The organism is Pseudomonas sp. ok272, assembly GCF_900109995.1.
In the GTDB taxonomy this organism is placed as follows: Bacteria; Pseudomonadota; Gammaproteobacteria; order Pseudomonadales; family Pseudomonadaceae; genus Aquipseudomonas.
On record NZ_FOCB01000014.1, the window covers coordinates 108,596 to 134,968 of the forward strand.

At 61.8% G+C, this 26,373-nt stretch carries 26 protein-coding genes and 2 tRNA genes; 18 read left to right on the forward strand and 10 right to left on the reverse strand.

Annotated features, from left to right (window positions below; all coding sequences use genetic code 11):
• The first annotated feature begins 69 nt into the window (after nt 1-69).
• The 4 genes from gpmI (at nt 70) to BMW74_RS19530 (ending at nt 5,208) form a co-directional block, all read left to right on the forward strand.
• Complete coding sequence (gpmI, locus tag BMW74_RS19515; protein WP_093425308.1) at nt 70-1,599, forward strand: 2,3-bisphosphoglycerate-independent phosphoglycerate mutase; 1,530 nt, start codon at nt 70-72, stop codon at nt 1,597-1,599.
• A gap of 211 nt (nt 1,600-1,810) precedes the next feature.
• Nucleotides 1,811-3,103, forward strand: coding sequence for a murein hydrolase activator EnvC family protein (locus tag BMW74_RS19520; protein WP_093425311.1), 1,293 nt, complete (start codon nt 1,811-1,813; stop codon nt 3,101-3,103).
• Between the two features lie 34 nt (nt 3,104-3,137).
• Nucleotides 3,138-4,445: a S41 family peptidase gene (locus tag BMW74_RS19525; protein ID WP_093425314.1), complete on the forward strand. Its 1,308-nt coding sequence runs from the start codon at nt 3,138-3,140 to the stop codon at nt 4,443-4,445.
• Nucleotide 4,446: 1 nt separating this feature from the next.
• A complete protein-coding gene (locus BMW74_RS19530) occupies nt 4,447-5,208 on the forward strand; it encodes a divergent polysaccharide deacetylase family protein (RefSeq protein ID WP_093425317.1) in 762 nt (253 codons plus the stop codon).
• A 75-nt stretch (nt 5,209-5,283) separates the two neighbouring features.
• Here the strand turns inward: BMW74_RS19530 and BMW74_RS19535 are convergent, their stop codons facing one another.
• The 7 genes from BMW74_RS19535 to BMW74_RS19565 form a co-directional block, all read right to left on the reverse strand.
• Entirely contained in the window at nt 5,284-6,039 is a 756-nt protein-coding gene (locus BMW74_RS19535) for a substrate-binding periplasmic protein (RefSeq protein ID WP_093425320.1), read from the reverse strand.
• A 67-nt stretch (nt 6,040-6,106) separates the two neighbouring features.
• Nucleotides 6,107-6,877 (reverse strand): imidazole glycerol phosphate synthase subunit HisF, encoded by a 771-nt coding sequence (gene hisF, locus BMW74_RS19540; protein ID WP_093425323.1) that lies wholly within the window; start codon nt 6,875-6,877, stop codon nt 6,107-6,109.
• Nucleotides 6,878-6,886: 9 nt separating this feature from the next.
• Nucleotides 6,887-7,624, reverse strand: coding sequence for a 1-(5-phosphoribosyl)-5-[(5-phosphoribosylamino)methylideneamino]imidazole-4-carboxamide isomerase (gene hisA / locus BMW74_RS19545; protein ID WP_093425326.1), 738 nt, complete (start codon nt 7,622-7,624; stop codon nt 6,887-6,889).
• 42 nt (nt 7,625-7,666) lie between these two features.
• Nucleotides 7,667-7,924 carry a DUF2164 domain-containing protein gene (locus BMW74_RS19550; protein WP_093425329.1) on the reverse strand — a complete coding sequence of 86 codons (258 nt, stop codon included), beginning with the start codon at nt 7,922-7,924 and terminating at the stop codon, nt 7,667-7,669.
• Nucleotides 7,925-8,563: an imidazole glycerol phosphate synthase subunit HisH gene (hisH, locus tag BMW74_RS19555; protein WP_093425333.1), complete on the reverse strand. Its 639-nt coding sequence runs from the start codon at nt 8,561-8,563 to the stop codon at nt 7,925-7,927.
• Nucleotides 8,563-9,156 (reverse strand): imidazoleglycerol-phosphate dehydratase HisB, encoded by a 594-nt coding sequence (gene hisB / locus BMW74_RS19560; protein WP_093425336.1) that lies wholly within the window; start codon nt 9,154-9,156, stop codon nt 8,563-8,565. The genes hisH and hisB overlap by 1 nt, the downstream gene beginning before the upstream one ends.
• 257 nt (nt 9,157-9,413) lie before the next feature.
• Nucleotides 9,414-11,075, reverse strand: a complete 1,662-nt coding sequence (locus BMW74_RS19565; protein WP_093425339.1) for an OFA family MFS transporter — start codon at nt 11,073-11,075, stop codon at nt 9,414-9,416.
• Between the two features lie 343 nt (nt 11,076-11,418).
• Here BMW74_RS19565 and BMW74_RS19570 point away from each other — a divergent pair, with 343 nt between their 5' ends.
• From BMW74_RS19570 to BMW74_RS19585, 4 genes are all read left to right on the forward strand, one after another.
• Nucleotides 11,419-13,638 carry an AsmA family protein gene (locus BMW74_RS19570; protein WP_093425342.1) on the forward strand — a complete coding sequence of 740 codons (2,220 nt, stop codon included), beginning with the start codon at nt 11,419-11,421 and terminating at the stop codon, nt 13,636-13,638.
• Entirely contained in the window at nt 13,635-14,702 is a 1,068-nt protein-coding gene (gene mutY / locus BMW74_RS19575; protein ID WP_093425345.1) for an A/G-specific adenine glycosylase, read from the forward strand. The genes BMW74_RS19570 and mutY overlap by 4 nt, the downstream gene beginning before the upstream one ends.
• On the forward strand, nt 14,699-14,971 hold the full coding sequence (locus BMW74_RS19580) for an oxidative damage protection protein (RefSeq protein WP_093425348.1): 273 nt from the start codon (nt 14,699-14,701) through the stop codon (nt 14,969-14,971). Before mutY ends, BMW74_RS19580 begins: the two co-directional genes overlap by 4 nt.
• 102 nt (nt 14,972-15,073) lie before the next feature.
• Nucleotides 15,074-15,149: transfer RNA gene (locus BMW74_RS19585), tRNA-Phe, on the forward strand.
• 79 nt (nt 15,150-15,228) lie between these two features.
• Here the strand turns inward: BMW74_RS19585 and BMW74_RS19590 are convergent.
• Nucleotides 15,229-15,678, reverse strand: a complete 450-nt coding sequence (locus BMW74_RS19590) for a hypothetical protein (protein ID WP_093425351.1) — start codon at nt 15,676-15,678, stop codon at nt 15,229-15,231.
• Nucleotides 15,679-15,930: 252 nt separating this feature from the next.
• Between BMW74_RS19590 and BMW74_RS19595 the strand changes: the two genes are divergently transcribed.
• The 3 genes from BMW74_RS19595 to BMW74_RS19605 are packed head-to-tail and all read left to right on the forward strand — an operon-like array spanning nt 15,931 to nt 17,809.
• Nucleotides 15,931-16,905: an alpha/beta hydrolase family protein gene (locus BMW74_RS19595; RefSeq protein ID WP_093425354.1), complete on the forward strand. Its 975-nt coding sequence runs from the start codon at nt 15,931-15,933 to the stop codon at nt 16,903-16,905.
• 28 nt (nt 16,906-16,933) lie between these two features.
• Complete coding sequence (locus BMW74_RS19600) at nt 16,934-17,350, forward strand: hypothetical protein (RefSeq protein ID WP_093425357.1); 417 nt, start codon at nt 16,934-16,936, stop codon at nt 17,348-17,350.
• A gap of 6 nt (nt 17,351-17,356) precedes the next feature.
• A complete protein-coding gene (locus BMW74_RS19605) occupies nt 17,357-17,809 on the forward strand; it encodes a hypothetical protein (protein WP_093425360.1) in 453 nt (150 codons plus the stop codon).
• Between the two features lie 72 nt (nt 17,810-17,881).
• Here the strand turns inward: BMW74_RS19605 and gabP are convergent, their stop codons facing one another.
• Complete coding sequence (gene gabP / locus BMW74_RS19610) at nt 17,882-19,273, reverse strand: GABA permease (RefSeq protein WP_093425363.1); 1,392 nt, start codon at nt 19,271-19,273, stop codon at nt 17,882-17,884.
• Nucleotides 19,274-19,829: 556 nt separating this feature from the next.
• Between gabP and BMW74_RS19615 the strand changes: the two genes are divergently transcribed.
• The 7 genes from BMW74_RS19615 to BMW74_RS19645 all read left to right on the forward strand — a co-directional run bounded on the left by BMW74_RS19615 (nt 19,830) and on the right by BMW74_RS19645 (nt 25,477).
• Complete coding sequence (locus BMW74_RS19615) at nt 19,830-20,603, forward strand: ABC transporter ATP-binding protein (RefSeq protein ID WP_093425366.1); 774 nt, start codon at nt 19,830-19,832, stop codon at nt 20,601-20,603.
• Nucleotides 20,604-20,616: 13 nt separating this feature from the next.
• Nucleotides 20,617-21,372, forward strand: coding sequence for an ABC transporter substrate-binding protein (locus BMW74_RS19620; protein ID WP_093425369.1), 756 nt, complete (start codon nt 20,617-20,619; stop codon nt 21,370-21,372).
• A 77-nt stretch (nt 21,373-21,449) separates the two neighbouring features.
• Entirely contained in the window at nt 21,450-22,145 is a 696-nt protein-coding gene (locus BMW74_RS19625; protein ID WP_093425372.1) for an ABC transporter permease, read from the forward strand.
• Entirely contained in the window at nt 22,142-22,831 is a 690-nt protein-coding gene (locus tag BMW74_RS19630) for an ABC transporter permease (protein WP_093425375.1), read from the forward strand. The genes BMW74_RS19625 and BMW74_RS19630 overlap by 4 nt, the downstream gene beginning before the upstream one ends.
• Nucleotides 22,812-24,062 (forward strand): methyltransferase, encoded by a 1,251-nt coding sequence (locus BMW74_RS19635; RefSeq protein WP_093425378.1) that lies wholly within the window; start codon nt 22,812-22,814, stop codon nt 24,060-24,062. The genes BMW74_RS19630 and BMW74_RS19635 overlap by 20 nt, the downstream gene beginning before the upstream one ends.
• Before the next feature lie 439 nt (nt 24,063-24,501).
• Nucleotides 24,502-25,323: an FkbM family methyltransferase gene (locus BMW74_RS19640; protein WP_093425381.1), complete on the forward strand. Its 822-nt coding sequence runs from the start codon at nt 24,502-24,504 to the stop codon at nt 25,321-25,323.
• Nucleotides 25,324-25,401: 78 nt separating this feature from the next.
• A tRNA-Thr gene (locus tag BMW74_RS19645) sits at nt 25,402-25,477 on the forward strand.
• A 181-nt stretch (nt 25,478-25,658) separates the two neighbouring features.
• Here the strand turns inward: BMW74_RS19645 and BMW74_RS19650 are convergent.
• A complete protein-coding gene (locus BMW74_RS19650; RefSeq protein ID WP_093425384.1) occupies nt 25,659-26,300 on the reverse strand; it encodes a BRCT domain-containing protein in 642 nt (213 codons plus the stop codon).
• Nucleotides 26,301-26,373 lie beyond the last annotated feature (73 nt).

The window sequence follows — 26,373 nt, forward strand, 5'->3', positions numbered from 1 at the left end:
CGGAACTTAGCTTTAAACTGCCGCGACTCTTTTCATTGTCTCTTTTTAATTCAGCCACGAGCGGAATCCATGACTACCACGCCTAAACCTTTGGTCCTGATCATCCTCGACGGCTTCGGTCACAGCGAACATCAAGAGTCCAACGCCATCTACGCGGCCAAGAAGCCGGTCCTTGACCGCTTGTGTGCCAGCGTACCGAATGGCCTGATCTCGGGCTCGGGCATGGACGTGGGCCTGCCGGATGGCCAGATGGGCAACTCGGAAGTCGGCCACATGAACCTCGGCGCGGGCCGCGTGGTGTACCAGGATTTCACCCGTGTGACCAAAGCGATCCGCGATGGCGAGTTCTTCGACAATCCGACCATCTGCGCTGCCGTGGACAACGCCGTCGCCGCCGGCAAGGCCGTGCACTTCATGGGCCTGCTGTCCGATGGCGGCGTCCACAGCCACCAGGATCACCTGATCGCCATGGCCGAGTTGGCCGCCAAGCGTGGCGCGACGAAAATCTACCTGCATGCCTTCCTCGATGGCCGCGACACGCCGCCCAAAAGCGCCCAGTCATCCATCGAACTGCTGGACGAAGCCTTCAAGACCCTGGGCACGGGGCGCATCGCCAGCATCATCGGCCGCTACTTCGCCATGGACCGCGACAATCGCTGGGACCGGGTGTCCCAGGCCTACAACCTGATCGTCGACGGCAATGGCCAGTTCCACGCCGACAGCGCCCAGCAAGGCCTGGAGGCGGCCTATGCCCGTGGCGAGAGCGACGAATTCGTCAAGGCGACCACGATTGGCGAGCCGGTCCGGGTCGAAGACGGCGACGCCATGGTGTTCATGAACTTCCGCGCCGACCGCGCCCGCGAGCTGAGCCGCGTGTTCGTCGAGGACGGCTTCCAGGAGTTTGAGCGCGCACGCCAGCCAAAACTGGCCGGCTTCGTCATGCTGACCCAATACGCCGCCAGCATCCCCGCGCCGTCGGCCTTCGCCCCTGGCAGCCTGGAAAACGTGCTGGGCGACTACTTGGCCAAGAACGGCAAGACCCAATTGCGCATCGCCGAGACCGAGAAGTACGCCCACGTCACCTTCTTCTTCTCGGGCGGGCGCGAAGAACCGTTCCCGGGGGAAGAGCGCATCCTGATCCCTTCGCCCAAAGTCGCCACGTACGACCTGCAACCCGAGATGAGCGCCCCGGAGGTCACCGACCGCATCGTCGAGGCCATCGAGAACCAGCGTTACGACGTCATCGTGGTCAACTATGCCAACGGTGACATGGTCGGCCACAGCGGCGTGTTCGCGGCGGCGGTCAAGGCCGTGGAATGCCTGGACCTGTGCGTGGGCCGCATCGTCGACGCCCTGGAGAACGTCGGCGGCGAAGCGCTGATCACGGCCGACCATGGCAACGTCGAGCAAATGTCCGACGCGTCCACCGGCCAGGCACACACCGCGCACACCACCGAGCCGGTGCCCTTCATCTATGTCGGCAAGCGTGACCTCAAGGTCCGTGACGGCGGCGTGCTGGCGGACGTGGCCCCGACCATGCTGATGCTGCTGGGGCTGGAGAAGCCTGAGGAAATGACCGGGACGTCGATCCTGGTCTGATCCAAGACCCTGCGGGAGCGGGCTTGCCCGCGAATACGTAGTGTCAGTCGCCTTCACCAGGCCTGACATGGCGCCTTCGCGAGCAAGCCCGCTCCCACATTGGTTTGTGGTGTTTTTGAGCCCAGTTATCACACCGCCCTAAATGGGCATTTTTTTTGCGGCGTGGGGCGGGCATACTAGGCCGTCCCTTTCCCCGGTGTCGCCCGCCTCTATGCTCCGCACCCTGATCGCCCTTGCCCTGACCTGCCTGCTCCAACCGGCCTTCGCCGACGAGCGCGCGCAAACCCAGCAACAGTTGGACGCTACGCGTCAGGATATTTCCGAGCTGAAAAAGCTCCTGGGCAAGCTGCAGGAAGAAAAGTCCGGCATCCAGAAAGAGCTCAAGGGCACCGAAACCGAGATGGGCAAGCTCGAAAAGCAGGTCGATGCCCTGCAAAAAGAGCTGAAGAAGAGCGAAGCCGAGCTGCAGCGACTCGATGGCGAGAAAAAAAAACTCCAGAGCGCGCGCACTGAACAACAGCAACTGATCGCCACCCAGGCCCGCGCGGCCTACCAGAACGGCCGCCAGGAATACCTCAAGCTGCTGCTCAACCAGCAGAACCCCGAGAAATTCGCGCGCACCTTCACCTATTACGACTACCTGAGCCAGGCCCGCCTGGAGCAGTTGAACAGCTTCAACGAAACCCTGCGCCAACTGGCCAACGTCGAACAGGACATTGCCCTGCAGCAGGCCCAGTTGCTGGTGGACAAAAGCAGCCTCGACAGCCAGCGCGACGAGCTCGACAAAGTCCGCAAGGAGCGCCAGCAAGTGCTGGCCAAGCTCAACACCGACGTGAAAGCCCGCGACCAGAAGCTACAAGCCCGCGAGCAGGATCAAGCCGACCTGTCTAAAGTACTCAAAACCATTGAAGAGACCCTGGCTCGCCAGGCACGTGAGGCAGAACAGGCGCGGCAAAAAGCCCTGATCGCCCAGCAGGAAGCGGAAAAAAAGCGTTTACGTGAGGCCCAGGCTCAAGCCAACGAGACTGACGCCCCGCGCAAACCAGCCAAGCAGACGCCTGGCGCCCTGGTTTCCAGTGCCGGTGAAACCTTTGGTGGCGCTTTTGCTACCACCCGGGGAAAACTTCCATGGCCGGTTGACGGTCGACTGCTTGCCCGCTTCGGCGAGAGCCGTGGCGACGACACCCGGACCAAGTGGGACGGCGTGATGATCAGCGCCACTGCTGGCAGCCAGGTGCACGCCGTACACGGCGGCCGCGTGGTGTTTGCCGATTGGCTGCGAGGCGCCGGCCTGTTGGTGATTCTTGACCATGGCAACGGTTACTTGAGCTTGTACGGCCACAATCAGACGCTGCTTAAATCAGCCGGCGACGTGGTCAAGGCCGGAGAGTCCATCTCCACTGTCGGTAACAGTGGCGGCCAGGACACAGCAGCACTGTATTTCGCTATTCGTCAGCAGGGTCACCCGAGTGATCCGGCGCAATGGTGCCGCGCGCAAGGATAGGCGTTGAGTCACCTACATTAGGAGTTCGTTCGACATGCTGCATTTGTCCCGCCTCACCTCGCTGGCCCTGACGATCGCCCTGGTGATCGGTGCGCCCCTGGCGTTTGCCGCCGAGCCCGCCTCCTCGGTTTCGGCCGCGACCACCAAGGCGCCATTGCCGCTGGATGAGTTGCGCACCTTTGCCGAGGTCATGGACCGGATCAAGGCGGCGTATGTCGAACCGGTAGACGACAAGACCCTACTGGAAAATGCCATCAAGGGCATGCTCAGCAACCTCGACCCGCACTCGGCCTACCTGGGCCCCGAAGACTTTGCCGAGCTGCAGGAAAGCACCAGCGGCGAATTCGGCGGCCTGGGCATTGAAGTGGGCTCCGAAGATGGCTTCATCAAGGTCGTCTCGCCGATCGACGATACCCCAGCCTCCAAGGCCGGCATCCAGGCCGGCGACTTCATCGTCAAGATCAACGGCCAGCCAACGCGCGGCCAGACCATGACCGAAGCCGTGGACAAGATGCGCGGCAAGATCGGCGAGAAGATCACCCTGACCCTGGTGCGCGATGGCGGCACGCCGTTCGACGTCACCCTGACCCGCGCCACCATCCAGGTCAAAAGCGTCAAGGCGCAGTTGCTGGAGTCGGGCTACGGCTACATCCGCATCACCCAGTTCCAGGTCAAGACCGGCGAAGAGGTTTCCAAGGCCCTGGCCAAGCTGCGCAAGGAAAACGGCAAGAAGCTCAACGGCATCATCCTCGACCTGCGCAACAACCCGGGCGGCGTATTGCAAGCGGCGGTGGAAGTGGTCGACCACTTCATCACCAAAGGCCTGATCGTCTACACCAAGGGCCGCATCGCCAACTCCGAACTGCGCTTCTCGGCCACCGGCCACGACGAAAGCGAAGCGGTGCCGATGGTCGTGCTGATCAACGGCGGCAGTGCCTCGGCCTCGGAAATCGTCGCCGGCGCCCTGCAGGACCAGAAGCGCGCCGTGGTGATGGGCACCACCAGCTTTGGCAAAGGCTCGGTGCAAACCGTGTTGCCACTGAACAACGACCGCGCGCTGAAGATCACCACCGCACTGTACTTCACCCCGAACGGGCGCTCGATCCAGGCCCAGGGCATTGTCCCGGACATCGAAGTGCGCAGGGCCAAGATCACCAACGAGCAAGATGGCGATTACTTCAAGGAAGCCGACCTGCAGGGTCACTTGGGCAATGGCAATGGCGGTGCCGACAAGCCAAGCGGTTCCACTGGCAAGGCCAAGCCGATGCCTCAGGACGACGACTACCAACTGGCCCAGGCGCTCAGCCTGCTCAAGGGCCTGAGCATCACCCGTAATCGCTGAGATGCGCCTGCGGTTGCTCCTCGGCCTGTTGTGCTGCCTGGCCGGCGCGGTTCACGCGGCGCCGGCCAAGACCTACCTGACCCTGATCATCGACGACCTGGGGCAGAACCTGCCCCGTGACCGCCGCGTGCTGGCCCTGCCCGGCCCGGTGGTCACGGCCGTCATGCCCGACACGCCCCACGCCGCCGAATTCGCCCGCGAAGCTCATCGCGCCGGCAAGACCGTCATCCTGCACATGCCCATGGACCCGGCCAGCGGTCCGTTTGCCTGGCATCCCGAGTTGTCCATCGACGAACTGCAAAAGCGCCTGGATGCTGCCTTCAAGGCCGTGCCCTACAGCGCCGGCCTCAACAACCACATGGGCAGCCGCATGACCGCCCAGCAACCGGCGATGGCCTGGCTGATGGCCGAGCTGCAGCGCCGGCACAAGCTCTTCGTCGATAGCCGCACCAGCGCCCAGACCGTCGCCGCCGCCGAGGCGCAGAAAATTGGCCTGGCGAGCGTCTCGCGGGACGTGTTCCTCGATGACGAGCGCACCGAGGCGGCCATCTCCAGCCAACTCCAGGTCGCCATCCGCCTGGCCCACAAACAGGGTTCGGCGGTGCTGATCGGCCACCCTTACCCGCAAACCCTGGCGGTGCTGGAGCGCGAACTGCCCAAGCTCAAGGCCCAGGGCATCGAGTGGATTGATATCAAGCAGATGATCAGCCTGCGCAGTAACAAGGCAATGGCAGGGCATGGGAAGGATGGGGTGTACCGCTAACGCCAGTCCGTTAAGGCGCAAAACCTGTGGGAGCGAGCCTGCTCGCTCCCACAGGGATGTCTGTATCCGTTGAACCTACAGATACCGCGCCATGATCGCATCGACATCGCCGTCCTTGCGCATCTGATCCAGGGCGGCCTGCAACTTGGCGACGGTCTCGTCGGGTACGTTGCGGTTCAGGGCCAGGTACAGTTCGGCGCTATTGAAGCGCAGCACGGTCTTGAGGCCGGTGACGCCTTCCTGTCGGGCGAGGTAGCGCCCGGCAGGGTCGCCGGTGGCCCAGAGGTCGATCTGCCCGCTGAGGAGTTTTTTCGCGTTGTCCTGGTCACGCAGCACCACCATCGGATTCAGGCCCTGTTTGGCCAGGGTCAAGGCGATGGCGTCGCCTTTGTAGGCGCCGATTTTGTATTGGCGGGCCTGATCCAGGTTGTCGAGGGTGATCTTGCTGTCGGCCTTGGCCAACATGATCCAGTCGTCCGGGCCGATCGGGCCGACCCACTTGAAGAGGTTCTCGCGGTCAGGCAGGCGCGCCATGACGAAGACGCCGTAGCCGGGCTTTTCCAGGGTGAGCTTGTAGATACGTTCCCAGGGGAACCGAAGCGTCAGGCTGTAGGTGATGCCGGCTCGCTTGAACATCTCGCGGACAATGTCCACGGCGATGCCATTGATGTTCTCGTCCTGAGCGAAGTTCTTGCCGTTCTTCGCCATGTTGTAGGGCGGGAAGTTTTCCGTCAGCAACACCAGGTCAGTGTCGGTTTTTTCGGCCGCGTGCACTGCACTGGCGAGCAGTAGCGATGCACTGGCGAGAATCAGGAACAAACGTCTAAACATTGTGGGCTACCGCAATCCATTGGCGTGCCCAAGCTTGCCTTGAGCCCGCCATGCTGTCCACTGGCCTTTATCGAACCACGATGCCTCGTGCAGCCATGTAGGCCTTGGCTTCCGGCACGGTGTACTCCCCAAAGTGGAAGATACTCGCCGCCAACACCGCGCTGGCGTGGCCTTCGAGGATGCCGTCGGCCAGGTGCTGCAGGTTGCCGACGCCGCCGGAGGCGATCACCGGAATGCCCAAGGCGTCGCTGATGGCGCGGGTCACGCCCAGGTCGAAGCCGTTCTTCATGCCGTCCTGGTCCATGCTGGTCAGCAGGATCTCGCCGGCCCCCAGGCCTTCCATCTTCTTCGCCCATTCCACCGCATCCAGCCCGGTAGGCTTGCGTCCACCATGGGTGAAGATTTCCCAACGCGGGGCTTCGCCCGGCAGTGAGACTTTCTTCGCGTCGATGGCGACGACGATGCATTGCGAGCCGAAATGCTGCGCCGCTTCGCCGACGAACTCGGGGTTGAACACGGCGGCGGTGTTGATCGAGACCTTGTCCGCGCCAGCATTGAGCAAGTTGCGGATGTCTTGCACGGTGCGTACGCCACCGCCTACGGTCAGCGGGATGAACACCTGGCTGGCCATGCGTTCCACGGTATGCAGCGTCGTGTCGCGACCGTCGACGCTGGCGGTGATGTCGAGAAAGGTAATCTCGTCAGCACCCTGCTCGTCGTAGCGACGGGCGATTTCCACCGGGTCACCGGCGTCACGGATGTTCTCGAACTTCACGCCCTTGACCACCCGGCCGTTGTCCACGTCCAGGCAAGGGATGATGCGTTTGGCCAGCGCCATGGTCAGTCCTCAGCCTGTGTACGCGTCGCAGAAGGCTTGCGCCTCGGCGACGTCGAGGGTGCCTTCGTAGATCGCCCGGCCGGTAATCGCGCCGATGATCCCCGGCGCCTTGGCGTCGAGCAGCGACTTGATGTCACCCAGGTTGTGGATGCCGCCAGACGCGATCACCGGGATCTTGGTCGCCGCTGCCAGGGCCGCGGTGTACGACACGTTGCAGCCCTGCATCATGCCGTCCTTGGCGATGTCGGTGTAGACGATGGCGGACACGCCGTCGGCTTCGAACCGCTTGGCCAGGTCGATGACCTGCACGGTGCTGATTTCAGCCCAGCCATCGGTGGCGACAAAGCCGTCCTTGGCGTCCAGGCCCACGATCACTTTGCCCGGGAACGCCCGGCAAGCCTCGGCCACGAAGGCTGGGTCTTTCACCGCCTTGGTGCCGATGATCACGTAGCTCACGCCGGCCTTGACGTAGTGCTCGATGGTTTCCAGCGAGCGAATGCCGCCGCCGATCTGGATCGGAAGGTTCGGGTAGCGCTTGGCGATGGCGGTGACCACTTCGCCATTGACCGGCTGGCCTTCGAAGGCGCCGTTCAGGTCGACCAGATGCAAGCGACGGCAACCGCCCTCCACCCACTTGGCAGCCATGCTCACCGGGTCATCGGAGAACACCGTGGAATCTTCCATGCGGCCCTGGCGCAGACGAACACAGGCACCGTCTTTAAGATCGATAGCGGGAATAATCAGCATCTGGCAAACCTTCAAATTCGATTTTTCAGCGTTGCTCGGAAATCAGTTTTTCTCGAGCGCCCACAGGTCGCTTTCGATGCTTTCGAACCTTTCTTTAAGGTGCGTCTGCACATCGAAAATCGCCCTGTTGTAATAGTGCGGAGCAATTTCGCGGGTAAACAGCTCAAGAATCTCCCCCGCCTCGAATGAACCGAGGTCGAGTTCGAAGCGGTCTTCCATGAAGCGCTTGATCTTGCTGTTGGCCTCGTTCTCCTGCTCGGGAGTGAGGGTCAGGATCGGCGGCTTTTTCTTGATCGCCATTTACCAGTGCCCATCCCAGGCCGCGAAGTTCTGCAACAGCTGCAAGCCATGGCTATGGCTCTTCTCCGGGTGGAACTGCACGGCGAAGCGCGAGCCATCGGCCAGCGCGGCGGCGAAGTCGACACCGTAGTGACCGCCACCCACCACCTGGCGCGGATTGCCAGCGGCGATGTAGTAGCTGTGCACGAAGTAAAAGCGCGCCAGGTCCGGGATGTTGTGCCACAGCGGGTGATCCACCGTCTGCTGCACCTCATTCCAACCCATGTGCGGGACTTTCAGGTGTTCACCGTTTTCATGCAGGTCTTTGCCGAAGAACTTCACCTGGCCCGGAAACAGGCCAATGCAGTCGACGCCGCCGTTTTCTTCACTGTGATCGAGCAAGGCTTGCATGCCCACGCAGATGCCGAGGAACGGCCGGTCCTGGCTAACTTCACGCACCAGCGCATCGAAACCCAGGCGACGGATCTCCGCCATGCAATCGCGGATCGCGCCGACACCGGGAAACACCACCCGGTCGGCTTCGCGAATCACCTTGGCATCGCTGGTGATCAGCACCTTGCCGGCCCCCACATGCTCCAGGGCCTTGGCCACCGAATGCAGGTTGCCCATGCCGTAGTCGATAACGGCGACCGTCTGCATTACAGAACGCCCTTGGTCGACGGCATTTGCCCAGCCATCCGCTCATCCAGCTCGACGGCCATGCGCAGGGCACGGCCGAAAGCCTTGAACACGGTTTCGATCTGGTGGTGGGTGTTGGTGCCACGCAGGTTGTCGATGTGCAGGCTGACGTTGGCGTGGTTGACGAAGCCCTGGAAGAACTCCTGGAACAGGTCAACGTCGAAACCGCCGACGGTGGCGCGGGTAAAGGGCACGTGCATCTGCAGGCCAGGACGCCCGGAGAAATCGATCACCACGCGCGACAGCGCTTCATCGAGCGGCACATAGGCATGGCCATAGCGACGGATGCCTTTCTTGTCACCGATGGCTTTGCTGAAGGCTTGACCCAGGGTGATACCCACGTCCTCCACCGTGTGGTGGTCGTCGATATGCAGGTCGCCCTTGCTTTCGATATCCAGGTCGATCAACCCGTGTCGGGCGATCTGATCCAGCATGTGCTCAAGAAAAGGTACACCGATATCAAATCGGGCCTTTCCGGTGCCATCCAGGTTGATCGAGGCTTTGATCTGGGTTTCCAGAGTGTCGCGCTCGACGCACGCCTTACGTTCGGCCATCACCAGCTCCGCAAAATCATTGGGCGAAAAAGGCAGCCATTATAGGCACGCAACGGCCAAACAGAAACACGCCAGGTGATATCCCTGACAGGCGCCGACCAATGTGGCCGGGGATATACCTGTCCATACAAGCACGTTGTTGCCTTGCACAGATCATTGTGGGAGCGAGCCCGCTCGCGAAGGTGGTGTATCGGACAGCATCACTGTCGACTGATATGCCCTCTTCGCGAGCAGGCTCGCTCCCACACTCGTGCGGGTTAGTGGAACAGGACCGCAGTTTTTTGCACGGTTACCCAGACACCCCACGCCAGCGGAATCCCCACCACCAACCACGCGGCAACGGCCAACGGCTTGCTGCCCGGCGCCGCTTTCCACTCCAGCACCGTGGTGCTGTCGGCGCCTTTGTCATGACCCAGCGCCTGCTCGGCGGCCAGTTCGGCCTCGGTCATGAAGTACTTGTCCGCCACCGGACGCACCAGCAGGTTGCACAGGAAGCCCAGCACCAACAGGCCCGCGAGGATGTACAGGGTGATGTCGTACGCAGCGGCACGCTCGACGCCGACACTCAACTGATACTCACGCAGGTAGTTGACCAGCACCGGTCCCAACACCCCGGCCGCCGCCCAGGCCGTCAACAGCCGACCGTGGATCGCGCCGACCATTTGCGTACCGAACAGGTCCGCCAGGTACGCCGGCACGGTGGCAAACCCGCCGCCATACATCGACAGGATGATGCAGAACGCCGCCACGAACAGCGAGATGTTGCCCAGGTGTCCCAGGTTCGGGATCAGCGCATACAGGGCAAAACCCAGGGCAAAGAACACGAAGTAGGTGTTCTTGCGGCCCAGGTAGTCGGAGAACGACGCCCAGAAGAACCGCCCACCAATGTTGAACAAGCTCAGCAAGCCAGTGAAGCCGGCCGCAATGGCGGCAATCGAGGCCAGCTGTGCCGCGTCCAACTCACCGAAGGTCAGGTCATTGCCCAGCAGTTTCCCGGCGAACACTTCCTGCAACAGTGGCGAGGCCATGCCGAGGATGCCGATACCTGCCGACACGTTCAGGCACAAGACCAGCCACACCAGGGCGAACTGCGGCGTCTTCCACGCCACGTTCACATGCACATGGCGGTGGGTGATCATCGAATTCGCGGTTTTCTTCGCCGGCGGCGTCCAGCCCTCAGGCTTCCAGCCCGTTGGCGGCACGCGGTACGACAGCGCCCCACCGATCATGAACACGAAGTAGATCGCCGCCATCACCAGGAAGCTCTGCCAGACACCGACGCCGGTGGGCGAGGCAAAGTGGCCCATCAGGGCCGCCGCCAGCGGCGCACCAACCATCGCCCCGCCACCAAAGCCCATGATCGCCATGCCGGTGGCCATGCCCCGTTTGTCCGGGAACCACTTGATCAGGGTCGAGACCGGCGAGATGTAGCCCAGGCCCAGGCCGATGCCACCAATCACCCCGGAGCCAAGCCACATCAGCCAGATCTGGTGGGTATAGATCCCCAGCGCCGAGATCAACAGGCCACCGCACCAGCACAGCGCCGAAACGACACCGGCCTTGCGCGGCCCGGCATGTTCCAGCCAGCCACCCCAGATCGCCGCCGAGCAACCGAGGAAGATGAAGAACAGGGTGTAGATCCAGCCGAGCATGGAAATCGGCCAGTCGCACTGGGATGAGAACACTTGTGCAACAAAACTCATGTCCGGCGCGCAGACCACCGGGGCTGTCACGCCCAGGGCCTTGGACAACGGCAGCCAGAACACCGAAAAACCATAGGCCATGCCGATGCACAAGTGGATGGCCAGGGCGGCCGGTGGAACCAGCCAGCGGTTGAAACCGGGCTTGGCGATGATGCGCTCCTTGGACAGGAACGCGGGCTGGGCGGGCAATATACCGGCCTCGGTGCTCGTGCTCATTTGTGTTTCCCCCAATTATTAGTAGGGTTCGCCAGGCACGTTTCACCCCTCGGCCTTGTGCACGCAGGCATGACCGTTTTGTTGGGTGAAGCTTCGTTGGACGCGACAACAGGTCGCAGATGGCCGGACGAACGGGCGCAGATTACCATTTGCCCGCCTCGCAAAAACTCAGCCGTTCTGACTTTTTGTGGCGATCTGATCCGCCCGTGTGGCAAAGAACGGTTTCACCGGATGACGATTACCACTGGCGCGGTTGTAGAACGATCACTGACCAGTCGTCGGTTTCGGGGCGCTATACTCCCCGGCTAACTTCTAAATTCGACTCAACTACAAGGACTCGCCCATGAAAGCGTTCGGCAAAATCCTGGGTCTGGTACTTCTCGGACTGTTGCTGGTCATTGTGGCGCTGGGCTTTGCCCTGACCCACTTCTTCGACCCCAACGACTACAAGGAAGAGATTCGCCAGATAGCCCGCGACAAGGCCCACATCGAGCTGACGCTCAATGGCGATATCGGCTGGAGCCTGTTCCCCTGGCTTGGCCTTGAACTGCACGAAGCCAGCGTCGCGACCCTGGCCAACCCCACCGCGCCGTTTGCCGACTTGCAAATGCTCGGCCTGTCGGTGCGGGTCCTGCCGCTGCTGCGCCGTGAAGTACAGATGAGTGACGTGCGGGTCGAAGGCCTGAACCTGCGCCTGAGCCGCGACAAGGATGGCCACGGCAATTGGGAAGACATCGGCAAGGTGCCGACGGCGGTCGCCAGCAGCGACCAGCCGGCCAGCACCCAAGCTTCGACCCAGGCCCCGGTGACCAGCGAAAAACCTGCCCAGCCCCTGCGGCTCGATATCGACAGCCTGACCGTGAACAACGCCCGGGTCGAGTACACCGACGAGCGCACCGGCCAGCAGTTCAGCGCCGAAAGCATCCAACTGAGCACCGGCCCGATTCACGACTCGACCGACATCCAGGTCAAGCTGACCGCCTTCCTGTCGAGCAGCCAACCGGCACTGCGGGTGCGTTCCGAGCTCAACGGCGAGCTGCGCTTCGAGCGCGCCCTGCAGCGCTATTCCTTCGAAGACATGAAGCTGACCGGCGAACTGACCGGCGAGCCATTGCACGGCAAGACCGTGGCCTTCGGCGCACAAGGGCAATTGCTGCTGGATAAGGCGGCGAACGTCGCCGAATGGACCGGTATCAAGCTTTCTGCCAACCAATTGCGCGCCCTCGGCGAGTTGAAGGTCAACAGCCTGGACACGACCCCCCAGATCAGTGGCGGCCTGTCGATTGCCCCATTCGACCTGGCCAAGTTCGTCGACAGCATCGGCCAGAAACTCCCAGCCATGGCCGAAGGCAGCCTGGGCAAGGTCGAACTGGCCAGCCGCCTGGCGGGCACACCGACCAGCGTGGTGCTGGACAACCTCAACCTGAAGCTCGATGACAGCACCTTCACCGGCCGCATTGCGGTCGAGGATTTCGCCAAGCAGTCGCTGCGCGTGCAGCTCAAGGGCGACACCTTCAACGCTGATCGCTACCTGCCACCAACCTCCGCCGAAGCCAACAGCGCCGCGGTGGCACGCCAGGCGGAAGTCAGCAGCACCGAGGCCGATGCCATGGCCGGCGCCGGCAGCACCCCTCTGCCAAACGCCCCGACCAAGGGCGCCTGGAGCAGCGACAAGCTGATCCCGACCGAGCGCCTGGGCAAGCTCGATATCGACGCCGACCTGACCTTCGGCCAACTGACCCTCGACAAGCTGCCGATCCACAACGCCGCCCTCCAGGCGTCCGGCCAGGGCGGCCTGCTGACCCTGAAGAACCTCAGTGGCGAGTTGTACAACGGCACGTTCAACACCAAGGGCACCCTCGATGTGCGCCAGCCCGTGCCCGTGCTGAACATGCAGACCCAGATCAGCCGCGTACCCGCGGAGAAACTCCTCGAAAGCCAGGGCAAGAACCCGCCCGTCAAAGGCCTGATCACCCTCAACAGCAACCTGAGCGCCAGCGGCAACAGCCAGAAAGCGTTGATCGACAGCCTCAACGGTAACGCCAACTTCGTGATCAACGATGGTGTGCTGCTCAACGCCAACCTTGAGCAACAGCTGTGCCGCGGCATCGCTATCCTCAACCGCAAGACCCTCAGCGGCGAGCCGCGGGGCAAGGACACGCCATTCCAGGAGCTCAAGGGCAGCCTGACCCTGCACAATGGCGTGGCCAGCAACCCGGACCTGAAAGTGCGTGTCCCCGGCATGAGCATCAACGGCAACGGCGACGTCGACCTGCGGGTGCTGGGCATGGACTACCGCGTCGGCATCATCGTCGAAGGTGACACCCGCGACATGCCGGACCCGGCCTGCCAAGTGGGCTCGAGTTTTCAGGGTATCCAGGTCCCTCTGCGTTGCCGTGGTCCGCTGGAGCTGGGCGCCAAGGCATGCCGCCTGGACAAGGACGGCTTGAGCCAGGTCGCCATCAAGGCCGCGGGCAGCAAGCTCAGCGAAAAGCTTGAAGAGAAACTCGACAAGGTCAATCCGCAGTTGAAAGACGCGCTCAAGGGGCTGTTCAAGCGATGAAGGCCGAGCAGTTTTCAACCGCGGTGCTGGACTGGTACGACCGCCACGGCCGCCACGACCTGCCCTGGCAACAGGGCATCACCCCGTATCGGGTGTGGGTCTCGGAAATCATGCTGCAGCAGACCCAGGTCAGCACCGTGCTGAATTACTTCGACCGGTTCATGGCGTCCCTGCCAACGGTCGAGGCCCTGGCCGCCGCGCCGGAAGACGAAGTGCTGCACCTGTGGACCGGCCTGGGCTACTACACCCGGGCGCGCAACCTGCAAAAGACCGCGAAGATCGTCGTCGAACAGTACGCCGGCGAATTCCCGCGGGACGTGGAGAAACTCACTGACCTGCCGGGCATCGGCCTGTCCACCGCTGGCGCCATCGCCAGCCTGAGCATGGGCCTGCGCGCGCCAATCCTCGACGGCAACGTCAAGCGCGTGCTGGCGCGCTACACCGCGCAAGAGGGCTACCCCGGCGAACCCAAGGTGGCCAAACAGCTGTGGGCCACCGCAGAGCGCTTCACACCCCAGGACCGGGTCAACGCCTACACCCAGGCGATGATGGACATGGGCGCCACGCTCTGCACCCGCAGCAAGCCCAGTTGCCTGCTCTGCCCCCTGGAAAAGGGCTGCGAAGCCCACATGCTGGGCCTGGAGACGCGCTACCCAATCCCCAAGCCGCGCAAGGCCGTACCGCAAAAGCGCACGCTGATGCCGCTGCTGGCCAACCGTGACGGCGCCATTTTGCTGTATCGCCGCCCGTCCACGGGGTTGTGGGGTGGGCTGTGGAGCCTGCCGGAGCTGGATGACCTGGGTGACCTGGAACACCTGGCCACGCAACACTCGCTGGCGCTGGGCAAACACATCGAACTGCCCAGCCTGGTGCACACCTTCAGCCACTTCCAACTGGCCATCGAACCCTGGCTGGTCCAGGTCCAGGAGACCGGCCATCACGTGGCCGAGGCCGACTGGCTCTGGTATAACCTCGCCACCCCGCCGCGCCTGGGCCTTGCCGCCCCGGTAAAAAAACTGCTCAAGCGCGCGGCCGACGTATTGAACGCAGGAGAGTCGTCATGACCCGCACCATCATGTGCCGCAAGTACAACGAAGAACTGCCAGGCCTGGAACGCCCTCCATTCCCCGGCGCCAAGGGCCAGGATATTTTTGACCACGTCTCGCAACAGGCCTGGGCCGACTGGCAAAAACACCAGACCCTGTTGATCAACGAAAAACGCCTGAACATGATGAACGCCGAAGACCGCAAATACCTTCAAGGCGAGATGGATAAGTTCTTCAGCGGCGAGGATTACGCCAAGGCCGAAGGCTACGTGCCGCCTGCCGAGTAACCCGTTAAATCGGGGGTCGGATCGTAAGCGACGGTAATAATTAAATATTTTTTGAAAACTTGCTTGACGACCCCCTGAAAAACCCGTTTAATGCGCCCCGTTGCCCAGATAGCTCAGTCGGTAGAGCAGGGGATTGAAAATCCCCGTGTCGGCGGTTCGATTCCGTCTCTGGGCACCAAATACCGAAAACCCTGAATCGCAAGATTCAGGGTTTTTTTATGCCCGGCGTTTAGCCAGGAGCGGGTTCCCCCACTCCGCTACCGGTCACCCGTCCAGTGGAAGACCAGGTTATGCGCGGCGCCACCGCCAATGCTCGCGACATCTCGCCGCTCCTCACCGTTGCGCGTGGCGACGACGGTGTACTTGCCTGTCGGCAACTGCGCGTAAACCAATGGCCCCGCGTTATCGAGCGCCAGCACCGTCCCCCCCGACGCTTTTTGCACCTGGACACTCACATCGGAGGTGTACTGGTTCTGCGCGCCAACGGAAAAGGTCATATGCAGGTTGTAACCCTTGGCTGCTTGAATGAAATGAGATTCGTCCAGGCCAATCCCGCCGGACAGGTAGGCGATCCCATTTTGCTGTTGCTGCTGGACCTGTACGCCAGCCGGATCAACTGACTCAGTGCTGGCGGACTGCGCCATGAGCGGGAACAGCAGCAATCCGACCGCGGCGAGAGACAGCATGAGTGGATGGGCATGTTTCATGATGAGTACTCCCGGGCTCCGCAAGAACCCTGTCGTTACTCTATTTTCGATGTGCAGCACGGCCACCAAGTTTTAGATTGATTCGATCTGGGGCTGACTGCGAATCGGACTACCCGCGACGGCTGCACACGGCAAATGACCCGGCTCGCCAGCGGCACATGCACGAGCCCCGGTTAAATCCGCTCAGCCATGGATTGTTCAGCCCGCGCGCGAAAGCTATCGTTGGCAGCTCTCCGCAAAGGTCCACCGCCAATGATCGTGCAGGACGCTCCCCCGCAGGCCACCCCTCAGGCCGAGCCCGCGCCACGCTGCGCTGAACCGTTCAGCGAGCCCGCCGCCGACGGTTTCCTGCTCGGCGGGTTCACCTGGCGCCACGCGTCCAGGGACACCCGCAGGGCCGTGGTGATCATCAACGCCGCCACCTCCGTGCGCTGCCGTCACTACGCGCGCTTTGCCGATTATCTGTTCGCCAACGGCTTTGACGTCATCACCTACGACTACCGGGGGATCGGCGAATCACGGCCGGCCTCCATCAAGGGCTTGCAAGCCACCTGGAGCGACTGGGGCACGCTGGACTTCGAGGCCATGCTCAAGCGCGCCCAGCGCGAGTTCCCCGGCCAGCCCATCGACGTGGTCGGCCACAGCTTCGGCGGCTGCGGTGCGGGCCTGGCGAGTTCAGGCCGTGTGATCCGGCGAATGGTCACGGTTGGCGCACAGTTCGCCTACTGGCGCGACTACGCACCCGCCCAGCGCTGGCGGATGTTCGCCAAGTGGCACGTGGTGATGCCGCTGGTCACCCTGTTCTGCGGCTACTTTCCCGGCAAGCGCCTGGGCTGGCTGGAAGACACGCCTGCCGGCGTGGTCCGAGACTGGAGCCTGTCCACCGCACGCTATGAAACGCGCCCCAGCGGCCGCCTGATCCACGCGACCGCCGGTCGGCTACCCTTCGCCGCCGTCACCGCGCACACCCTGGCTATCAGCCTTAGCGACGATCCCTACGGTACAATCCCGGCCATTGAGCGCCTGCTGGGCTACTTCAGCGGCTGCAGCAACACGCACCTGCGCATTACCCCCGAGGACATCGGCGAACAACAGGTCGGACATTTCGCCTTTTTTCGCAGCCCGTACCAAGCCACACTATGGCCCATTGCATTGTCCTGGCTGTCACACGGCGAACTGGCCCCCGATCATCCCGGGCGGCAAGTACCCCGCAGCCCAGCGACCTGACCTTTCAACGAATCACGGAACAACGCCCATGGCCTCCGCCAACAAGCAGCAAAAACGCGCCACCCGTGCCAAAGCCAAGGCCAAGCAGAACCGCACCCAACGCACGGCCGCCCCGGTGGACCTGGACCCGAACGATGATCGCATCGACTTCGAATCGGTCGACCTGACCGAACTGTTCAAGGAAATGATCGACGCGGCGAAGATCAGCCAACAGGCCATGTGCACGGTCTTTCTTGAGCACCCACTGCTCGCGCTGGTGCTGGAGCAAGAAGGCGAAGAAACCGCGACTGACTTCATCATCGCGGCGCTGATCGAGTATCGCCAGTGGTCCGCCGAGACCGACGAAGCCGGCGCCCTGGCCTGGATCGAATCCCCAGCCTTCCAGGCTGACTACGTGGCGGCGTCCAACGCCATTACCGCCCAACCCCCACACAACGCAAACTGAGTGCCCATGGCTTCCCTGAACAAGCAGCAAAAACGCGCCAAGCGCGCCAAGACCAAAGCCAAACAGATCCGCATGGTCGGCAGAAAGCCCCTGGCGCTGGACGACGAGCCGGGCCACCTGGCCGAGCCTATCCCCGAGTACACCTTGGCGATGTTCAGCAAGATGCGTGACGCCGAGCCCACCAGCCGCAATGACATGCTGTTGATCCTGCTGGCCGAGCTCAGCGAGATCATCAACCAGCACCCAGAACTGTTGGACCTGGAAAACGCCGAGAACGAAGCCATGGCCGCCACCCACCTGGCCGCCGACATGCTGATCGACTACCGCATGTGGGCCGACGGCATGGATCGCGAGGCCGCCCAGGCCTGGCTCACCACGCCTGAGTTCATCGCCGACTTCGGCACCGCCCTGGATACGTATCGCGAATCCCTGGACGAGCCGGCCGAGAAGGCCGAGTAACACCCGCGCAGAAAACCCAAAACGGCCGCGTGTCATCACTGACAGCGGCCGTTTTTCGTTACCCCGGCTGCATCAACTCAGCACCAGCGCTCCCAACCGCTGCTGCTGGCGACGACGCGCCACCAACAGGCCGGTCGCAACGACCAGGGCGCTCAGCAGGCCGGTGGCAATGATCTCCACGCGATGCTCTGGCTGGAACAGCATGATCGTCAGCACGCCGACGATGAATACAATCACCGCATACGTCAGGCCCGGGAACAGCCACATCCGGTAGGCGATGGTCTCGCCGGCAGCCATGCGCTTGTGGCGCATGCGCAATTGCGAGACCGCAATCACCAGGTACACCAACAAGGCAATGGCACCCGAACTGGCCAGCAGGAATTGGAACACTGCCGCCGGCGCCACGTAGTTGGCGAACACCGCCAGGAAGGCTGCCGCGGTGGACAGGATCACCGCCCAGTACGGCGTGCCTGCGCGATTGGTACGCTTGGCAACCGCCGGCGCATCGCCACGCTTGCCCAAGGAGAACAGCATGCGCGAGGCCGTATACAGTGCCGAGTTCAGGCAACTGGTCACCGCGATCAGGACCACCAGGTCAACGATCAGCTTGGCGTTCGGGATACCCATGCGGTCCAGCACGGTCTGGTAGGAACCCACCTGCGCCAGGCCCGGATCATTCCAAGGCACCAGGGCGACCACCAGGAAGATCGACAACAGGTAGAACAAGCCGATCCGCCAGATCACCGAGTTGGTGGCCTTGGAGATCTGCTGGCCCGGGTTCTTCGACTCCGCGGCGGCAATCGTGACGATCTCCGTGCCCATGAACGAGAACATGGTCGTCAGCATCGCCGCCAGCACCGCGCCCATGCCATTGGGCATGAAGCCCTGGGTATCGAACAGGTGCGACACACCGCTGACCTGGCTGTTGGGCAGAAACCCGAAGATCGCCAGGATACCGAGGATGACAAAGCCGATGATGGCCACGACCTTGACCAGGGCGAACCAGAACTCGAACTCCCCGTAATGCTTCACGCTGAACAGATTGGTCGCCGTCAGCAGCAAGGTAATGAAGAGGGTAAACACCCAGATCGCTACGCCGGGGAACCAGGCGTTGAGGATGGTTGCGGCGGCGTTGGCTTCCAATGGAATCACCAGCACCCAAAACCACCAGTACAGCCAGCCGATCGTAAAACCGGCCCAATGGCCGATGGCCCGATCGGCGTAGGTCGAAAACGAGCCCGTGTCCGGGGACGCGACGGCCATTTCGGCCAACATGCGCATGACCAGCACCACCAGCGTACCGGCCGCGGCGTAGGCCAGCAGCACCGCTGGGCCCGCTTCGGCAATGGCGTGGCCCGAGCCGACAAACAGCCCGGCGCCGATAACCCCGGCGATCGACAGCATGGTCACATGCCGCGGTTTGAGCCCCTGTTCGAGGTCATTGGAAGATTGCGTACCGCTCATTGAAACTACCTTTGTAAGGAAAACATCGATGCCCCACGGCGCTGGCGTTCTTTCTCGTAAAAAGAAACCAACGGAGCGTTCCTTATTCTGCACGCAAAAATTGCGCCAAAATGTTTCAAGATCCCGGTTTACGCAGGCTGGACAAAATTTCGCCCCATCCTCGCAAGTCATTGAAATTAATAGCACTTAGCCAGTTTGTTACCGTGTCACCCACTTCATCAACGAATGCCAGCACCTGACAACCCACAGAATAATTCCCCCGCGCACCGTAAAAGGGCAGATCAGCCACGTTTGTCGGCTTAACGCTTCCCACCCCTGGCCAAAGCTGGCACCATCGCGCCCTTTTTTACGCAATACCCATGCAGATATGGCGTCAAACGGGTGTTCGGTTGTTGATGGCGCGACAGTCACCTGCGTCGATGCGACAAACAGTCACACACTTCCCGTCTACGCTGGTGTGGCGGTTGGCCGCCATTCCAACGCTATGCTAGCTTGGCGCCTCGCCAGGAAGGCTGCCCAACCGCACACGCACAACCGAACACAATGAGGACCCCACATGGCCGAGGCCGCGCCCGCGCTTGAAATCCGCAACTTGCACAAACGCTACGGACAGCTTGAGGTGCTCAAAGGCATCTCGCTGACCGCCCGCGACGGCGATGTGATCTCGATCCTGGGTTCCTCCGGCTCTGGTAAGTCCACGTTCCTGCGCTGCATCAACCTGCTGGAGAACCCTCATCAAGGGCAGATCCTGGTGGCAGGCGAAGAACTCAAGCTCAAGCCGGCGAAAAACGGCGAACTGGTGGCCGCCGATGGTCGCCAGATCAACCGCATGCGCAGCGAAATCGGCTTTGTGTTTCAAAACTTCAACCTGTGGCCGCACATGAGCGTGCTCGACAACATCATCGAGGCCCCGCGCCGGGTCCTGGGCCAGAGCAAGGCAGAAGCCATCGAGGTCGCAGAAGCCCTGCTGGCCAAGGTCGGCATCGCCGACAAACGCCACGCCTACCCTGCCGAACTGTCCGGCGGCCAGCAGCAACGCGCCGCCATCGCGCGCACCCTGGCGATGCAGCCCAAGGTCATTCTGTTCGATGAACCCACTTCGGCACTTGACCCGGAAATGGTTCAGGAAGTACTAAACGTGATCCGCGCCCTGGCCGAAGAAGGTCGCACCATGTTGTTGGTCACGCACGAAATGGGCTTTGCCCGCCAGGTGTCCAGTGAAGTGGTGTTTATTCACCAGGGGCTCATCGAAGAGCAAGGATCGCCACAGCAGGTGTTTGAGAACCCGCTTTCGGCGCGCTGTAAACAATTCATGTCCAGCAACCGCTAACGGAGCAAATTGCATGCAGACCTATAAGAAATTCCTCCTGGCCGCAGCCGCTACTTTGGTGTTCTCGGCCAATGCCATGGCTGCCGAAAAACTGAGAATGGGCATCGAAGCGGCCTACCCGCCGTTCAACAACAAGGATGCCAGCGGCCAGGTCGTGGGCTTCGACAAAGACATCGGCGACGCCCTGTGCGCCAAGATGAAAGTCGAGTGCGAAGTGGTCACCTCCGATTGGGACGGCATCATCCCGGCCCTGAACGCCAAGAAGTTCGACTTCCTGGTGTCTTCGCTGTCGATCACCGACGAGCGCAAGCAAGCCGTGGACTTCACCGAACCGTACTACTCCAACAAGCTGCAATTCATCGCCGCGAAAAACGTCGACTTCAAGACCGACAAGGCTGACCTCAAGGGCAAGACCATCGGTACGCAGCGTGCCACCCAGGCCGCTACCTGGCTGGAAGACACCTACGGCGACGACATCAAGGTCAGCCTCTACGACACCCAGGAAAACGCCTACCTGGACCTGACCTCCGGTCGTCTCGACGCGATCCTGGCCGACAAGTACGCCAACTACGACTGGCTGAAAAGCGATGCCGGCAAGAACTACGAGTTCAAGGGCGATCCGGTCATGGAAAGCGACAAGATCGGCATCGCCGTGCGCAAGGGTGACAACAAGCTGCGCAACGAACTGAATGCCGCACTGAAAGAAATCGTCGCCGACGGCACCTACAAGAAGATCAACGACAAGTACTTCCCGTTCAGCATCTATTGATTCTGACGTGCCTGACCGGTATCGCCCCTGGCGGTACCGGTCTCTAGCAAAGCCTGCTGCAACGTGAATAGATACCCATGATTATCGATCTCCAAGGATTCGGCCCGGCGCTCGCCGCTGGCGCGCTGATGACCGTCAAACTTGCCCTCACGGCATTGTGCCTGGGGCTGGTGCTCGGCTTGCTCGGCGCCTTGGCCAAGACATCCCCGTACAAGTCATTGCAATGGCTTGGCGGCACCTATTCGACCCTGGTTCGCGGCATTCCCGAACTGCTCTGGGTCCTGCTGATCTACTTCGGCACCGTCAACCTGATGCGCGCCCTGGGTGAGTTCTTCGGCAATCCCGACCTGGCACTCAACGCGTTCGCCGCCGGGGTGATCGCCCTGGGCCTGTGCTTCGGCGCCTACGCCACCGAAGTGTTTCGCGGCGCGATCCTGGCCATTCCCAAGGGCCACCGCGAAGCGGGCGTCGCCCTCGGCCTGTCGAAGTGGCGGATCTTCACCCGGTTGATCATGCCGCAGATGTGGCGCATCGCCCTGCCTGGGCTGGGCAACCTGTTCATGATCCTGATGAAGGACACCGCGCTGGTGTCCGTCATCGGCCTGGAAGAAATCATGCGCCACGCGCAAAACGGCGTGACCATGACCAAGCAACCGTTCACCTTCTACATGGTCGCGGCCTTGATGTACCTGGGCCTGACGATCATTGCCATGACCGGCATGCACCTGCTGGAAAAACGCGCCGCTCGCGGCTTTGCCCGGAGCACGCAATGAACTGGGAAGTGATCATCAAATGGCTGCCGAAACTGGCCCAGGGCGCCACCCTGACCCTGGAACTGGTGGCCATCGCCGTGCTCCTCGGCCTGCTGCTGGCCATTCCGCTGGGCATCGCCCGCTCGTCGCGCCTGTGGTACGTGCGCGCCCTGCCCTACGCCTACATTTTTTTCTTCCGTGGCACACCGCTGCTGGTGCAACTGTTCCTGGTCTACTACGGCCTGGCGCAGTTCGACGCGGTGCGTGAAAGCGCACTCTGGCCGTATCTGCGCGATCCGTTCTGGTGCGCCACCGCCACCATGACCCTGCACACGGCGGCCTACATTGCCGAGATCCTGCGCGGCGCCATCCAAGCCATTCCAGCGGGTGAAATCGAAGCCGCGCGGGCCTTGGGCATGTCCCGGCCCAAGGCGCTGTTCTACATCATCCTGCCCCGGGCGGCGCGCATCGGCCTGCCGGCCTACAGCAACGAAGTGATCCTGATGCTCAAGGCCAGCGCCCTGGCCAGCACCGTGACCTTGCTGGAACTGACTGGCATGGCCCGCACCATCATTGCCCGCACCTACCTGCCGGTGGAGATCTTCTTCGCCGCGGGCATGTTCTACCTGCTGATGGCCTTCATCCTGGTTCGCGGCTTCAAGCTGCTGGAGCGCTGGTTGCGCGTCGATGCCTGCCAGGGACGCTGAGCCTTCGGTGCTGACGGGCGCGCACCTGCTCGCCCGTTTCACCGCACTGGACACCTTCCTCACTCAGCACCAGGCACTCTGGCGGCCACGCCCCTTCACCCATCGGCACCTGCCCTGGGAAGCGGACCACCGGCCACTCGGCCATTGGCTACGCCAGCGCTCACTGCAAGACGCCGAAGACAGCCACAACCATCCCGAACACCTGCCGGCACCCGCGCCGTTTCCGCAACTGGCCGCGCAGTCGATGGCCCTCAGCGCCGTGGGCGCCTTGCCCACGCAGGCCATCGAGCCGGCATCGCCGCGCCTCAACGTCGACGTACCCGGGCGCAAGTGGCAGCAGATCGAAGCCTTCGCCCGTTGCCTGCAATTTAGCGATACCCCGCGCCACTGGCTGGACTGGTGCTCAGGCAAAGGCCATTTGGGACGACGACTGCTGCACGCCGGCCAGCAACTGACCTGCCTGGAATACGACCCGGCGTTGATCGCCAGCGGCCAGGCACTCAGCCAGCACCATCGCCTGGCCGTGGAACACCGGCAACAGGACGTCCTGGCGCCCGACGCGCTGGCCTGCGTGAGCCGCGATCACACGCCGGTCGCCCTGCACGCCTGCGGTGACTTGCATGTGCAGTTAATCAAGCTCGCCAGCCAGGCCGGCTGCGCTCAACTGGCCATCGCCCCGTGCTGCTACAACCGCATAAACGCCCCTCAGTACGCGGCACTTTCAGGCCCCGCGAAGCGCTCCGAACTACGGCTGTCCCTCGATGACCTGTCGCTGCCCCTGACTGAAACCGTCACCGCCGGCACCCGCGTGCGACGTCAACGCGACACGTCCATGGCCCGCCGCCTGGGATTCGACCTGCTGCAACGGCAACTGCGCCGTGTCGACGAGTACCTGCCGACCCCTTCGCTGCCCAGCGCGTGGTTGGACAAACCGTTCGCCGACTATTGCCGTGACCTGGCGGCCCTCAAGGACTTATCCACCGTCGGCGAGCAGGACTGGCCTGCACTGGAAGCGGCTGGCTGGCAGCGCCTGGCCGAGGTGCGCAACCTGGAACTGCTGCGGGGGTTATTCCGGCGCCCACTGGAACTGTGGCTGGTACTCGACCGGGCGCTGTTTCTTGAGGAGCAGGGGTATGCCGTCCGGCTGGGCACCTTCTGCCCAACCCCGCTGACCCCACGCAACCTGATGCTGCTGGCGGAGCGCGCAGAGACGGCCACAGCCTGTGGATAACTCTGTTGATGAAATATGCTGAAACCCTTTGGATCCAGGATTAAAACGCTAAAATAAGCCTGTTCGTTTTTTGATCACTCGCTAAAAAAACCCTTAAAACAGGCAGTTGCGACGAAGTGAGAACGGGTTAACAGATTTGTCATTTTTCCTCCGCGCAAAACCGCCTGTTGTGCATAAGCGTTAAATCAAAAGGTCATAACCACGCTTCCCAGCCTGAACTATCGTTGCCAAGCGCCAGAAATCCCTGAGGCACACGACAGCACGGATACACCATCAGAAATGGCAGCTAGACCCGCATCACACCCGGCCCGTCGTAGTGTCATGCAGGCCACCCTACTTTGGCCGCTTTGCCTCCTGCCGTACGGGTGAAAAGCTGGCTAAACTCCAGGGTCGTACGCGTATCCGCCTCCCTAGTCATTCGAACTATCAGGAACCGACCGTGACGTTCATTTCCTACGCACAGAACTTTGAAGACATCCGCTTGTGGCGCGCCCTGAAGTACTACGACAACGGTTTCTACATCGACGTCGGTGCCAATCAGCCCACCTTGGACTCGGTCACCAAGGCGTTCTACGAGCGCGGCTGGACCGGTATCAACATCGAACCGATCCAGACCTACTACGACGCCCTGTGCACCGAACGCCCCAACGACATCAACCTGCAATGCGTGGCCAGCGATAAGGCCCAAGACCTGACCTTCTACGCCATCGCCGACACCGGCATGTCGACCCTGGAACCAAGCGTCGCCAAGGAACGCCTGGACGCCGGCCTGGAAGTCCGCAGCCAGACCGTGCAATCACGCTCCCTGTCGTCCATCTGCGAAGAACACGTCAACGGGCCCATCCACTTCCTCAAAATCGACGTCGAGGGCCACGAAGAGTCCGTACTGCGCGGGATGGACTTCACACGCTGGCGGCCCTGGATCATCGTCATCGAAACCCCATGGGCCCGCGACCAGGCATGGGAGCCACTGGTCGTCGACGCCGGCTACCAAGCCGTCCTGTTTGATGGCCTGAATACGTTCTACCTGGCCGAAGAACACCTACACCTCAAAGGCGCCTTCGACATAGCCCCATGCAACCTCGATGAGTTCCGCTTCTGCTACGGCCACCGCTTCAGCCACCCCGTTCAAGAGCTGGAAGACGCCCTTGAAGCCGAACGCGAACGCGCCAACAGCCTTGAAGCCCAATTGCACGCCATGCGCAACAGCCGATCGTGGCGAGCCGTGGAAAAGCTCAAGAAAGTGCTGGTTAGAGCCTGAGCCCCGGCGTTACGCAAAAATAGTCAGAATTCAGGGGTTTACAGACGCAAAGCAATCGCTATAATCGTCGCCCAACACGCCGGTATAGCTCAGTTGGTAGAGCAACTGACTTGTAATCAGTAGGTCCCGGGTTCGACTCCTGGTGCCGGCACCATATAAAACAAAGCCCTCGTAGAAATACGAGGGCTTTGTTGTTTCTGGAACGTCCACTTTTTTGTCCACACACTGGAATCTGTGGGAGCGAGCCTGCTCGCGATGAGATCGTCAAACCCACTGATGATCTGCGGGCCAGAACTATGAGTTACCTTTCCCAAAACACCAACAACGTAGCAACCTCAACCAAACAGCATCTTTTGCCAGTGATCCTCACCTACAATGGCAATCGAAGCTCCCGCCTCACGTAACTCCACTGCCTTCATGATCTTCGTCCCATAAGTACTGTGGCGCCACTGCTCATTACCTACGCTACCCACCACCAGGTAATGCACCTTCTTACTCACACTGCCCCCAATCAAACCGCCCCGCTCTTCGACCAGCGCCTGACAGTCCTTACGCGGCCCAAAGGCCATGACACCGGTAAATACAAACATCCGGCCATCCCAAACCAAATCAGGGATCGGTGAGTTGAAAGGAAGGTCCGTAGGAGTAACGGCAACAGCACCGCCAATCTTCGGTCTCTCAGTACCCACCCCAGAGAAACCACGCAGAATGTTAAGCAACTCCAGGGACTCATCCATATCTAGCGCATTGTCCTGAAGCATGCACGCCAAACGCGAGTACAGCAGATTGATCACCGGATCGTTCAGATGCGCGAGATTGTTTTCCAGCCATTGCTTTAGAAAAACCGCTTCCGTGATATTCACAACACCGTCGGCCGCAATCCCAGCGGCCAACCCGACCAAGGCATCGGCGGCGCGTCGATCGATTCGGCCATGGTTGAAGAATTTGCTGCTCTCAAACTCGTGGTGTAGATCCATTACGGCTTTTCCTTGAGGTGGGCACCGGCTCGATATCGAAGCACTAGCAGGTAGATGTTGCGTTCAAAGCTAG